The sequence below is a fragment of the Corynebacterium fournieri genome (genome assembly GCF_030408775.1).
GTDB classification, from domain to species: domain Bacteria; phylum Actinomycetota; class Actinomycetes; order Mycobacteriales; family Mycobacteriaceae; genus Corynebacterium; species Corynebacterium fournieri.
The window spans coordinates 2264077-2275916 of record NZ_CP047210.1 but is presented as its reverse complement, the minus strand read 5'-3'; the positions used below and the strand labels follow the sequence as shown (position 1 = coordinate 2275916).

The following is an 11840-nucleotide window of genomic DNA, read 5'->3' as shown; positions in this document are numbered from 1 at the left end:
AACACATCATAAACATTCACTCCGCCTGTCAAAAAGCTGCTCCCCTGCAGCGCAGTGCAGCACAGGGGCAGCGCAGTGCGGTGCGGGGCTACTCCGGTGCGCCGGCGGCGTACGCGCGTGCGAGGTCGTTGAGGACCTCCGTGAGCGCATCCAGCTTCTCCAGCGCCTCCGCGTCCAACGCGCTGAGCATCTGGGCGAGCGAGCGGGTGCGCTCCGCGCCGACGCGCTCGAGCTCATCGCGCCCGAAGTCCGTCAGCTCCACGGACACGCCGCGCCGGTCGTCCACCGAGCGCACGCGGCGGACCAGGTCGCGCTTTTCCAGCTGGTTGACGGTGTTGGAGGCGGTGGGCAGGCGCACACCCTCTTCGCTGGCGAGTTTGCTGATGCGGGTGGGGCCGTTGAAACCCAGGCGGTGCAGCACGGAAAGTTGCGGTCCGGTGAGGTCCGAGTGCTGCGCATTGCGGAAATACGCCACGTACAAGCTGGTCATCGCGGGGCGGATGTCCGCCGCGATCCGCATTGCTTCCGCGGAGGGGTCCTCGTGCGCCGCCACTTGTGTACCTCTTTTCTGCTTCGTGCTTGGACAAAACTTAGCAGCTCGTAGTGCGGTTATGATGGCCAGGATGTTCACGTACGAGCACGAGGTGTCCCACGAGTGGCAGCGGCGCCAGACGTTGCGTGAGCTCAAGCGTGGGCACTTGCCTGTCGACGCCGCATGCGACGCCGACTTCCTGTTACGCGCCGCCGCGCAGCACCATGGGGTGGACTCGCCCCGCCCGTGCCCCGTGTGCGGGGCTGCGATGCGGGATGTGCGCTGGGTGTACTCCGAAAAGTTGGGCAGGCGGACAGGAACGGCCCGCAGCGAGGACGAGATAGACCGGCTCGCCGCCGAGGTGGGGGAGCTGACGGTGCATCTGGTGGAGGTATGCCCGTCGTGCAAATGGAACCATCTGTTACAGGAAGTCACAGCCGTACCAGTAGTGTGAATCTGAACTGGGCAGGTAGGGTGTCCGGTAGGAATTTGGTAGGTAGCTCGCCTGTTTGCCCTCCCCGCGGGCGCGGCGGGTGCAATTGTGCAGGGAAAACGTGTGACTGACAAGAGCGCTGAAAACAGCACCGAAACGGCGAAGGCGCCGGACGATGAAGGCCGCGGCACTACGGCGGTGAAGAAAAAGAAGAAGTCCCGTGCGTGGCAATGGGTCCTCGCAGTGTTGCTGTTCCTGCTCCTTCTTGCGTGCATCCCGGTCGGCTGGTTCGCCTGGAAGTACGCCAACGCAGAGATCCCGGGGCCCGGGGAAATCGAAACCGCGCAGGTCTCCTCGATCTACTTCAACGACGGCGAAAACGAGCTCGCCCGCTTGGTCCCGCCCGAGGGCAACCGCGAGCAGATCGCCCTCGAAGCGGTGCCGGAGGAAGTCCAAAATGCCGTCTTGGCCGCGGAGGACCGCGACTTCTGGACCAACTCCGGTTTCTCGCCCACCGGTTTTGCCCGCGCGGCGATCGGGCAGCTCACCGGCAACCCCTCTGCAGGCGGCGGCTCGACCATCACCCAGCAGTACGTGAAAAACGCGCTGGTGGGTAACGCGCACTCCTACGAGCGCAAGGCCAACGAGCTGGTCTACTCCGTGAAGATGACCAACGAGTGGTCGAAGGAAGACATCCTGCGCGCCTACCTGAACACCGTGTACTTCGGCCGCAACGCCTACGGCGTCGAAGCTGCCGCGCACGCGTTCTTTGGCAAGCCCGCCTCCCAGCTGACCGTGGAAGAAGGCGGCGTGCTGGCGGCTTCCATCCAGCTGCCCAGCGAGTTGGACCCGTGGACGAACCGCGAGGCCGCAGAGGCCCGCTGGAACTACGTCATGGACGGCCTGGTGGAGATGGGCAAGGTCACCCCGGAGCAGCGCGCCGCGATGAAGTACCCGGAAACGCGCGACCCGGCCACCTACTCCGCTTACACGGAGGCCACCGGCCCGAACGGCTTGATCAAGAACCAAGGTGATCACCGAGCTCGAGGCGCTTGGCATCACCGAAAACGATCTGACTAACCGAGGACTGCAGATCACCACCACCATCGACGCCGGTTCCCAGGCCAACGTGGAGCGCATCTCGAAGGAGCGCCTGGCCAACCTGCAGGACGACGCACGTACTGGTGTGGTGGCCGTGGATCCGTCGACAGGCGCAGTGCGCGCCTACTACGGCGGCGACGACGCCAGCGGTTGGGACTACGCCAACGCTGGCCTGCAAACCGGCTCGACCTTCAAGATCTTCGCGCTGGCCGCCGCCCTGCAGCAGGGCATCCCGCTGACGTCGATGTTCGATTCCTCTCCGGTGACTCTGCCCGGCGGCATCACCGTGACCAACTGGGACGGCGGAGGCGGCGGCATGGTGTCCATGTCCGAAGCCACCCGCGTGTCCTCCAACACCGCCTACATGCGCATCCAGGACGAGTTGGACAACACCACCCAGGACACCGCCGACATGGCGCACGCCCTCGGCGTGGCCAAGTCCATCCCGGGTATCCCGATGACCCTGCGTGAAAACGGCGGGCAGCCGTACGAGGGCATCGTCTTGGGCCAGTACCAGTCGCGCGTGCTGGACATGGCCACCGCCGTGTCCACCCTGACCAACCGCGGCCTGATGCACCCGACCCACTTCGTGGAAAAGATCGAGGACGCCAACGGCGAGGTGCTCTACCAGGTAGACAACGACTACACGGAGCGCCGCGTATCCGAGCAGGTGGCGGACAATACCATCCAGGCCATGCAGGGCGTGGTGGGCTACTCCAACGCCACGCTGGCCGGCGGCCGCCCGTCCGCGGCCAAGACCGGTACCGCCCAGATGGGCAACACCGGCAATAACAAGGACGCCTGGATGGTCGGCTCCACCCCGCAGCTGGCAGTTGCCGTGTGGGTGGGCACCGCCGACAACACCTCCCCGATCTTCAACGAGTGGGGCGGCAACATGTTCGGCTCCAACACCCCGTCGAAGATCTGGAAGGAAATCCTGGACACCGAGCTGGAGGGCCAGGAATTCCAGAGCTTCCCCAACGCCAACCCCGTGTACTGGGGCGTGAATCCCTACAACGGCGGTGTCGGCCTGGGCGGCTACTACTCCAACCCCACGCCTTCCTACAACTCCTACTCGAACCAGACGCCGGACAACTCGCAGGCTCCGTCGAGCCAGGCGAACCCGGACCCAGCGAGCGCCCCGGAGGCCCCCGCGCCGGAAGCTCCGGCCGCTCCGGCGCCTGCCCCCGCGCCCGCCCCGGCACCGGCTCCCGCCCCGGTTCCCGCACCGGCACCGGAGGCGCCAGCCTTGCGTGACACTGTCAACGATGTGATTGGCCAAGTCCAGGAGGCGTTCCAGTAAATGTCTGAAAGCACGCAGACCCCGAAGGTCACCTGGCCGGATCCGGCTGATCGCGTCCAGCCGGCGCGCACCGAGCCGCTCGCGCGCGGCTGGGTGGAATTCCTCGGCGGTCCGATGGGCCGCTTCGCCCAGATCGGCCGCGCCAGGTTCTGGACGCCGCTGCGCTCCATCCTCGCCGTCGCCTACGTCTTCTTGTCCTTCGGCCTGCTGCAAAAGTCGCATTGCGCCGGCGGCAAGGCGGACGACAACGGCATCATCCAACTCAACTGGGACGGCAACCGCCAGTTCACGGCTGCCTGCTACAACGACATCATCCCGCTCTACGGCGCACGCGGCCTGGACAAGGGCGGCTTCGTCTACGACTACTCGTGGGTGGAAGAGGGCCTGACCCGCTACATGGAGTACCCGGTGCTCGCCGGCCTGTTCCAGCAGCTGTCCGCCTGGCTGTCCCGCAGCACCTACTTCCTGGTGGACAGTTTCCTGCCCGATTCCGGCTGGTACTTCTACGTCACCGCGTTGTTGCTGTCCATCATCTGGGTCATCACCATCCGTATGGTCGCGGAGCTGGCCGGCAACCGCGTCTGGGACACCCTCCTGGTGGCGGGCTCGCCGCTGTTGATCGTCCACGCCTTTACCAACTGGGACATCCCGTCCATCTTCTTCGCCGTGGCTGCGATGCTGGCCGCCCGCAACCGGAAGTTCTGGCTCGCAGGCGCGATGATCGGTCTGGGCACCGCGTTTAAGCTGTGGCCGATCTTCCTGCTCGGCGCGTACCTGACCGTGGCTATCCGCAAGCGCGACCTCGCGCCGTTTGGCAAGATGCTGGCCGCCATGGTGGTGTCCTGGCTTGTGGTCAACGTGCCTGTCTACCTGCGCAACCCGGATGCGTGGAGCGAGTTCAACCGCCTGAACACGGAGCGCAGTTGGGAGTGGACCACCATTTACGCGGTGTTTTCACGAATGACGGGCTGGACGGGCTTCGACTCTGGCGAGGGCGCCCCGGTGATCCTCAACGCGGTGACCCTGATCCTGTTCCTGCTGGGCTGCCTGGGAGTGCTCATCTTGGGCCTGAAGGCGCCGCAGACCCCGCGCATTGCGGAGCTGGTGTGCCTGATCGTGGGCCTGTTCCTCATCTTCAACAAGGTGTGGAGCCCCCAGTACTCCCTCTGGTTCGTCATTCCCGCGGTGCTCGCGCTGCCGCACTGGCGCCTGCTGCTGAGCTGGATGACCGTGGACATGGCCGTCTGGCCGATCCTGATGTGGCACATGATGGGCGTGGACAACTTGGGGGCGCCGGGCTGGCTGCTCAACACCGTCATCATCGCCCGCGACGCGTTCATCATCGCCATCATGGTGCTGGTGGTGCAGCAGATCCTGGGCCACCGCCGCGACAAGGTGCGCGACGCGCACAACGGCCACGACCCGTTGATGTCGCTTCCTTCCGAGTGGAAGGAGCCTTTGCTTGACGACGTCCCTTCGGCCCCCACCGAGCCCGAGCCCGTCGACGCGAAGGTTTAGTGGATGAACGCCACCACGATTTTGGGCATTGCCTCCATTGTGGTGGCGTTTGTCCTATTCAGCACCTCCTTTTACTTCGCGGTGAAGGGGCGGAAACGAGCGTCGCTAAGCATGGGCTTGCTGGCGTTTGTCTTCATGACGGTCATCCCCGTCTCCCTCGCCCTCTTCTCCGCTGTGCCCAACCCGCACTAGCCGGATTTTGTACGAATCAACATTTCGGCCGATTCCCGCGTTGCAAACGTGCAGGTCAGGTTTTTGCCCCGTTGATTCGTACACAAAGTGGGTCCGCACCAATAGTTGGTGGACCCGGGATTGTCCGCAATGCGGAGTCCTGGCGGGCTGGATTCGTAAAAGCTGACGATCGGGCCGTTTTGGCGTCGCGTTTCCCCAGTTCGCGAAATCGAGTCGTCAACTTTTGCGAGCAGCCGCCCCGACGCGCCCCGGATTGCTGGGTCCGCACCAATAGTTGGTGGTGGCGAAGTTGTCCGCAATGCGGAGTCCGCGCACGCTCGCGGGAAACCTAAGGTTTTGAGCTCGGTAAACGGTGGGGTACGCTGTCCGGGTTGCTTGACGCAACGAACCCTCCTGCCATGACCACAAGGGTGATGGCCGAAACAACCAGACCATAGGAGGTGATGAGGTCCGTGCGTCACTACGAAGTAATGATCATCCTCGATCCGCAGCAGGATGAGCGCACCGTTGCCCCGTCCCTGGATAAGTTCCTGGAGACCGTCCGCAAGGACAACGGCAAGGTGGAAAACGTTGATGTGTGGGGCAAGAAGCGTCTTGCTTACCCGATCAACAAGAAGGAAGAGGGCATCTACGCCGTTGTGAACCTCGACTGCGAGGCTGACACGGTCAAGGAGCTCGACCGCGTGCTGAACCTGAACGAGAACGTTCTGCGCACCAAGGTTCTGCGTACCGACAAGTAAGAACCGGTAGGCTCAGAAACCACACGATCAGCAGGTAGGAAGGTTTAGGACATGGCTCAAGGCGATACCCCGATTACCGTCGTCGGCAACTTGGTTGCGGACCCGGAACTGCGTTTCATCCCGAGCGGTGCCGCCGTTGCGAACTTCCGCATCGCGTCGACGCCCCGCACCTTCAACCGGGAGACCAACCAGTGGGAAGACGGCGAAGCCCTGTTCCTCACCTGCAACTGCTGGCGCCAGATGGCGGAAAACGTCGCGGAGTCCCTGACGAAGGGCATGCGCGTCGTGGTCACCGGCAAGCTGCGTCAGCGTTCCTACCAGACCCGAGAGGGCGAAAACCGCACCGTGTTCGAGGTCGAGGTCGACGAGGTCGGCCCGTCCCTGAAGTACGCCAGCGCGTCTGTCAGCCGGAACCCGCGTGAGGGCGGGTCGAACGGCTTCGGCGGCGGCAACCAGGGCGGCCAGCGTGGCGGTTTCGGTGGAAACCAGGGCGGTCAGGGCCAGGGTGGTCAGGGCGGTCAAGGCCAAGCCAACCAGGGCGGCTACAACCCGGGCAACGGCGGCTTCGGCGGCCAGAGCCAGGGCGGCAACCAGGGTGGCTTCAACGGCAACCAGGGCCAGAACCAGTCCCAGCCCGAACATGATCCGTGGGGTTCCGCCCCTGAGGCCGGCGGTTTTTCCGGCGGCGCGGGCGATGAGCCACCGTTCTAAACGACAACCACACATCAAGCATTTTTCACCATAAGGAAGGTTAGGATTATGAAGCTGATCCTCACCGCTGCCGTCGAGAAGCTTGGCGAGCCTGGAGAGGTCGTCGAGGTCAAGGACGGTTACGGACGCAACTTCCTGCTCCCGCGCGGCCTGGCTATCCCGGCTACCCGCGGCGCAGAGAAGCAGATTGAAGACATCAAGCGTGCCCAGGCTGAGCGCCAGGTCCGCGACCTGGATCACGCCAAGGAGCTGCGTGACCAGCTCGACCAGCTCAAGGGCGTCAAGGTTGCAGTGCGAACCGCTAACAACGGCAAGCTGTTCGGCTCCGTGAAGCCGGGCGACATTGCCGATGCCGTGAAGGCTGCGGGCGGCCCGAACCTGGACAAGCGTCGCATCAACGTGCCGAAGGGCCTTGTTACCAAGACCGGTGGCTACCAGGTCAAGGTCAACCTCCACGACGACGTGGAGGGCAAGGTGAACTTCGAGGTCGTAAGCGCGTAAGCACTCGCTTATCGACGACTGCTCCGCCTGAGAACGGAAAGTAAGCAGTCCAACGACAACAGCATTTTCAAGCGCGGGTCCCACTTGTGAGGAGTGGGGCCCGCGCTTGTTGTATGCCGATACAATACCGCTCATGAGCTTTTCCGTGGCGCGCCGTGCGCGATCCCTCGCCGTGACTGTCCTGCTCACGGCGGCTGCAGCTGTCGGCCTTGCTACCCCTGCCCATGCGGTGGACCTTTATGCCGGCGACAGCATCCGCGTCGCCTACAGCGACGGTGCCCGCTACGGCTGCACCCTGAACACTGTGGCGTACCGCGGAGGGCAGGCGTACGGGGTCACGGCCGGCCACTGCCTGGCACCGGTCGGCGGCGCTGTGCCGGTTGCGGTGTACGCGGCAGACAACCGCACGCAGATCTCGGGGGACTTGCACGATTCGGGCTTTGAGATGCGGGGCGACAACACCCTGGGCAGCCCGCTGCGTGACGTGGCCTGGTTCCCGCTGGGCGGTGGCGCGCACAACGGCGGTGCGGTGCGCGGCGGCGCGGTGGACATTCCGCTTCTGGGCGCTGTCCACCCGCTGACGGATGCGGTGCGCCAGATCAACCCGACGCGGCGCGTGGCCGGCTACCACCCGGTGACGGCGGTGCGGCCGGGACAGATTGTGTGCAAGGACGGCGCGCGCACGTCCCGCACGTGCGGACCGGTGCTGAAGGTGAACCCGGAGACCGGCGAGCTGGCTGTGCTCATTCTCGCGCTGCACGGCGATTCCGGCGGGCCGGTCTACACCGTCAACCCGGACGGCAGCGCCAACATCATCGGTGTCGTCTCGGGCACGGCGTTCGGTGTGCTGCTCGCGGTGGACGGGTTGCTGCCGCTGCCGGCGGGGTTGCGCTAGGCCATGTTCCTGACCAAGGTCCGTCTCTCCGAGCAGGTGCAGGGCTATGCCCGTGATCTGCCGGTGGTGCGTCGGTTGGCCGATAGGCCGCTTGAACTCGCGCAGACCACGATCCTCACCGGAGACAACGGTTCCGGAAAGTCCACGCTTGTAGAGGCCATTGCGGTGGCCGCCGGTGCCAACGCCGCGGGCGGGTCGCGCCACGCCCGCTTCGAGGCCGCGGACCATTCCCGGCTCCACGCTTCGCTTACGCTGACGCGCCGCCAGAACCCGAGCGACGTGTACTTCCTGCGCGGAGAAACCTACCTCGACCTGGCCGAGTATCACGAGAGTCTCGGCCCGGAGGACTCCTTGCAAGACCTCACCCGACGCAGCCACGGGCAGGGCATCATGCGCATCGCCCGCGAACGCTTCGGTCCGGATTCGTTGATCATTCTGGACGAGCCCGAAGACGGATTGTCGGTGTTTTCGCAGCTCGAGCTGCTCGGCCTGCTGGCGGTGTTGACCCGCCGGGGCGCGCAGGTGCTCATGGCCACGCATTCGCCGGTGCTGCTCGCGGTGCCGGACGCCCGCATTGTTAGCGTCCCTACATTGGAGCCTGTGCTTTACGACGACTGCGAGCCCGTTACCGCCACCCAGGAGTTCATCGACAACCCGGCCGACACTGCGACGTATTTGGTGCAGCCGTGATGTTTGTCCAGCAGGTCACCGTCGATCCCGCGCAGGCCCCCGAGTGGGCGCTTGCGACCCCGGCGATCTCCCACGTGGCGGAGTTCGGTTTTGAACTTACCCACCCGGTCACGCTGCTCACCGGCGGAAACGGAGTGGGAAAGTCCACCCTGCTTGAGGGGATTGCGCGGGCTTGGGGGGTTGCGCTGGAGGGCGGAACGTGGGGCGTCGGTAAGTCTGGCCCCCGCGACCCGATGTTTGGCGCGCTTAAGCTGCGGACCGGGCCGCGCGCGAAGGCTGGGTACTTCTTGCGCGGCGAGACGCACACGCGCGTGACGGAGTTCGGCGGACGCTCGCACGGGGAGTCCGTGATGGAGCTGACGTCGCGGCTTATCCCGGATGCGCTGTACCTGCTGGACGAGCCCGAATCGGGGCTGTCCCCAGTGGCGCAGATGGCACTGGTGGCGCAGTTGCACGCACTAGGGGAGGCGGGTGCGCAGGTGATTGCGGTGACGCACTCGCCGATCGTGCTGGGGGTGCCGGGCGCGGAGATCGTGGAGATTGGCGAGCGCGGCATCGAGCGCGGGGTGGGCCTGGAGGAGACCCTCGCCTACCGGGCCATGCGCGACTTCCTGGCGGACCCGCACGAAATCGCGGAGTACATGGCCGAGTGGGCCGAAGGGGAGCTGGAATAGCGTTCGAACACCCGTGTCGGACTGGTGGTATATGGTGTGCGCCATGACAGCGACACGCGAACATGCGGACGAACTTCTCAAAGGCATTGCCGGGCCAGACGCCACCCTGCGCGACGACCAGTGGAAGGCCATCGATGCCCTGGTCAACCAGCGCAAACGCATGCTGGTGGTGCAGCGCACCGGGTGGGGCAAATCGGCGGTGTACTTCATCGCCGCGAAGCTTTTGCGTGAGGCGGGCGCGGGGCCGTCCGTCATTGTCTCGCCGCTGCTGGCGCTCATGCGCAACCAGGTGGAAGCAGCCGCCCGTGCCGGGATCCGCGCCGCCACGATCAACTCCGCGAACATGACACAGTGGGAGGAAATCCAGGCGGACGTGGACGGGCTTGATCTGCTGCTGATCAGCCCGGAGCGCCTGAACGCGCCGGGTTTCCGCGAGGAGGTGCTGCCGCAGCTGTCGCAGTCGGTGGGCATGCTCGTGGTGGACGAGGCCCACTGCATCTCCGACTGGGGGCACGACTTCCGGCCGGATTACCGCCGCATCGCGCTGCTTATCCGCGACCTCGGGCCCGACACTCCCGTGCTCGCCACTACAGCCACCGCGAACGACCGCGTGGTGGCCGACGTGGTTGAACAGCTCGGGCAGGGCACCGGCGTGCTGCGCGGCGGGCTGGACCGCGAGTCGCTCTCGCTCAACGTCGTGCAACTGCCGGATCCGACCCAGCGCGCCGCGTGGATCGCGCAATACCTGGCGCAGATGGAAGGCTCCGGCATCATCTACTGCCTCACCGTCGCCGCCGCGCACGACCTTGCGGAGGCGCTTGAGACCGCCGGCTGGAACGTGGCCGCCTACACCGGGCGCACGGAGGCGGAGGAGCGCGAACGGCTGGAGCAGGCGCTGATCCACAACGAGCTCAAGGCCCTGGTGGCCACTTCGGCGCTCGGCATGGGCTTTGACAAACCCGACCTCGGCTTCGTCGTCCACCTGGGGGCGCCGAGCTCCCCGGTGAGCTACTACCAGCAGGTTGGCCGCGCCGGGCGTGCCACCGACCACGCTGAGGTCGTGCTCCTGCCCGGTCCGGAGGACCAGCGCGTGTGGGACTACTTCGCGTCGGTGTCCATGCCGGAAGAGCAGGTGGTCCAACGCCTGCTCGCCTCGCTTGGCGCGGAGCCCGTCTCCACCCCGAGACTCGAAAACGCCGTCGATCTTTCGCGCAGCCGCATCGACCAGGCGCTGAAGGTTCTCGACGTCGACGGTGCCGTGCGACGCGTCAAGGGCGGCTGGGTGACCACCGGCGAGCCCTGGGCCTACGACCACAAGCGCTACGACGGCCTGGCGGACGCCCGCAAGCGCGAACAGGAACTCATGCTCGCCTACGAGGCCACGGAGGCGTGCCGCATGGTGTTTCTGCGCCAAGAGTTGGACGATCCCACGATTGGGGAGGGAGAGCGCTGTGGGCGCTGCGACAACTGCACCGGCAACCACCTGCCCGTGGAGGTGGACCAGGCGCTTGCGGAGCGCATCGATGCCCGCTTGAAGGCCCCGGGCGTGCCGCTGTCCCAGCGCAAGATGTGGCCCACCGGCTCGGCGCGCCGGGGAAAGATCAAAGGTGTGGCCGCGGGCAAGGCGCTGGGCCGCCTCAACGACGTCGCCCGCGGGCCCGCGTTGGCCGCCCTGTTGCGCGACAGCGCCTACCGGCCCGCGGAGAAATGGCGCGAGGACCAGTGGCTCACACGCTTCGTGGCGGTGCTGGCGGACTGGGACTGGGCCGCGCGTCCGTCTGCCGTGGTCGCCCTCGGCACGGCTGATCCGGCGCGCACCGAGATGGTCGCGGCCACCGCGGAAGCGCTGGCGCGGGTGGGGCAGATGGCGTTCGGCGGGGTGGTGCGTGCTGGCGGGGAAGAGGTTCAGGCCCGCAACTCCGCCTTCCGCGTCAACGCCCTGGACCGTTACTACGACTACTCAGGCGTCGACGTTGACGCAGGACCGGTGCTGCTGCTGGTGGCCGAGGTGGATTCCGGCTGGTCTGCCACCGTGGCGGCCGCGGACATCGCCGAGCGCTTCGGCGTGGAGGTGCTACCGCTCGCGTTCGCCTCCCGGGCGTGACGCGGCGATGGCCGCACCGAGCAGCACGGCGAGGCCGAGCGGGATAAGGCAGAGGAACAGGTCGATGATGGGCAGCGCCATCTCCGCCTGGTACTGCTCCCAGGACGTGTGGGCGAAAGAGCCGAACCCCACGGCAAGGCACGCGGTGGCGATCCACACAGCCACGGTGGCGCGGTGCTGCGAGCGGGTGGCGCGGGTGAAGGCGGCCGCCCATCCAAAGGCACCCGCAACAGTGAGCACGGCCATGCCGGCGAAAATCAGTTGTCGAGCGGCGAAATCGAGGCCGCTGCCCGCCAGGTGCACCCCGGCGAGGGATACAGCGGGCACTGCCACGATGAAGGTGAGATAGCTCCAGGCAATCGCGCGAGTGGACATGGGGCAAGTCTAAGAAAACAGCCTGAACGCGACTTCAACGCAGCCTGTGGCGAATGTGGATAAGTGGTGAG

The 11840-nt window shown here is 65.9% G+C and carries 12 protein-coding genes and 1 pseudogene; 11 read left to right on the top strand and 2 right to left on the bottom strand.

The window, feature by feature from the left end:
* Positions 1-88: 88 nt before the first annotated feature.
* Positions 89-553, bottom strand: a complete 465-nt coding sequence (locus CFOUR_RS10845; protein ID WP_290179459.1) for a MarR family winged helix-turn-helix transcriptional regulator — start codon at positions 551-553, stop codon at positions 89-91.
* Positions 554-623: 70 nt separating this feature from the next.
* On the opposite strand from CFOUR_RS10845, the gene CFOUR_RS10840 reads away from it, so the two are divergent.
* The 11 genes and pseudogenes from CFOUR_RS10840 (at position 624) to CFOUR_RS10790 (ending at position 11394) form a co-directional block, all read left to right on the top strand.
* Positions 624-986 carry a DUF5318 family protein gene (locus tag CFOUR_RS10840; protein ID WP_085958379.1) on the top strand — a complete coding sequence of 121 codons (363 nt, stop codon included), beginning with the start codon at positions 624-626 and terminating at the stop codon, positions 984-986.
* 177 nt (positions 987-1163) lie between these two features.
* Positions 1164-3369 (top strand): annotated as a pseudogene (locus CFOUR_RS10835) (transglycosylase domain-containing protein).
* On the top strand, positions 3370-4887 hold the full coding sequence (locus CFOUR_RS10830) for a glycosyltransferase family 87 protein (RefSeq protein WP_290179457.1): 1518 nt from the start codon (positions 3370-3372) through the stop codon (positions 4885-4887).
* 3 nt (positions 4888-4890) lie between these two features.
* Positions 4891-5079, top strand: coding sequence for a hypothetical protein (locus CFOUR_RS10825; RefSeq protein ID WP_085957140.1), 189 nt, complete (start codon positions 4891-4893; stop codon positions 5077-5079).
* Positions 5080-5522: 443 nt separating this feature from the next.
* On the top strand, positions 5523-5819 hold the full coding sequence (gene rpsF, locus CFOUR_RS10820; protein ID WP_085957141.1) for a 30S ribosomal protein S6: 297 nt from the start codon (positions 5523-5525) through the stop codon (positions 5817-5819).
* A 51-nt stretch (positions 5820-5870) separates the two neighbouring features.
* A complete protein-coding gene (locus tag CFOUR_RS10815; RefSeq protein WP_085957142.1) occupies positions 5871-6530 on the top strand; it encodes a single-stranded DNA-binding protein in 660 nt (219 codons plus the stop codon).
* Positions 6531-6578: 48 nt separating this feature from the next.
* On the top strand, positions 6579-7031 hold the full coding sequence (rplI, locus tag CFOUR_RS10810; protein WP_085957143.1) for a 50S ribosomal protein L9: 453 nt from the start codon (positions 6579-6581) through the stop codon (positions 7029-7031).
* A 133-nt stretch (positions 7032-7164) separates the two neighbouring features.
* A complete protein-coding gene (locus CFOUR_RS10805) occupies positions 7165-7926 on the top strand; it encodes a chymotrypsin family serine protease (RefSeq protein WP_085957144.1) in 762 nt (253 codons plus the stop codon).
* 3 nt (positions 7927-7929) lie between these two features.
* Entirely contained in the window at positions 7930-8616 is a 687-nt protein-coding gene (locus CFOUR_RS10800) for an AAA family ATPase (protein WP_085957145.1), read from the top strand.
* Positions 8616-9290: an AAA family ATPase gene (locus CFOUR_RS10795; protein ID WP_085957146.1), complete on the top strand. Its 675-nt coding sequence runs from the start codon at positions 8616-8618 to the stop codon at positions 9288-9290. The genes CFOUR_RS10800 and CFOUR_RS10795 overlap by 1 nt, the downstream gene beginning before the upstream one ends.
* Before the next feature lie 43 nt (positions 9291-9333).
* Complete coding sequence (locus tag CFOUR_RS10790; RefSeq protein WP_085958380.1) at positions 9334-11394, top strand: RecQ family ATP-dependent DNA helicase; 2061 nt, start codon at positions 9334-9336, stop codon at positions 11392-11394.
* Here CFOUR_RS10790 and CFOUR_RS10785 read toward each other — a convergent pair.
* Complete coding sequence (locus CFOUR_RS10785; protein ID WP_085957147.1) at positions 11365-11769, bottom strand: hypothetical protein; 405 nt, start codon at positions 11767-11769, stop codon at positions 11365-11367. The two genes, CFOUR_RS10790 and CFOUR_RS10785, sit on opposite strands and share 30 nt — an antisense overlap.
* Between the last annotated feature and the right edge of the window lie 71 nt (positions 11770-11840).

What these genes read in the sequence shown, in the direction of transcription:
- CFOUR_RS10790 (WP_085958380.1), top strand. Translation starts at nt 9,334, where the DNA reads ATGACAGCGACACGCGAACATGCGGACGAACTTCTCAAAGGCATTGCC.
- rplI (WP_085957143.1), top strand. Translation starts at nt 6,579, where the DNA reads ATGAAGCTGATCCTCACCGCTGCCGTCGAGAAGCTTGGCGAGCCTGGA.
- CFOUR_RS10805 (WP_085957144.1), top strand. Translation starts at nt 7,165, where the DNA reads ATGAGCTTTTCCGTGGCGCGCCGTGCGCGATCCCTCGCCGTGACTGTC.
- rpsF (WP_085957141.1), top strand. Translation starts at nt 5,523, where the DNA reads ATGAGGTCCGTGCGTCACTACGAAGTAATGATCATCCTCGATCCGCAG.
- CFOUR_RS10840 (WP_085958379.1), top strand. Translation starts at nt 624, where the DNA reads ATGTTCACGTACGAGCACGAGGTGTCCCACGAGTGGCAGCGGCGCCAG.
- CFOUR_RS10795 (WP_085957146.1), top strand. Translation starts at nt 8,616, where the DNA reads ATGTTTGTCCAGCAGGTCACCGTCGATCCCGCGCAGGCCCCCGAGTGG.
- CFOUR_RS10815 (WP_085957142.1), top strand. Translation starts at nt 5,871, where the DNA reads ATGGCTCAAGGCGATACCCCGATTACCGTCGTCGGCAACTTGGTTGCG.
- CFOUR_RS10830 (WP_290179457.1), top strand. Translation starts at nt 3,370, where the DNA reads ATGTCTGAAAGCACGCAGACCCCGAAGGTCACCTGGCCGGATCCGGCT.
- CFOUR_RS10785 (WP_085957147.1), bottom strand. Translation starts at nt 11,769, where the DNA reads ATGTCCACTCGCGCGATTGCCTGGAGCTATCTCACCTTCATCGTGGCA.
- CFOUR_RS10800 (WP_085957145.1), top strand. Translation starts at nt 7,930, where the DNA reads ATGTTCCTGACCAAGGTCCGTCTCTCCGAGCAGGTGCAGGGCTATGCC.
- CFOUR_RS10825 (WP_085957140.1), top strand. Translation starts at nt 4,891, where the DNA reads ATGAACGCCACCACGATTTTGGGCATTGCCTCCATTGTGGTGGCGTTT.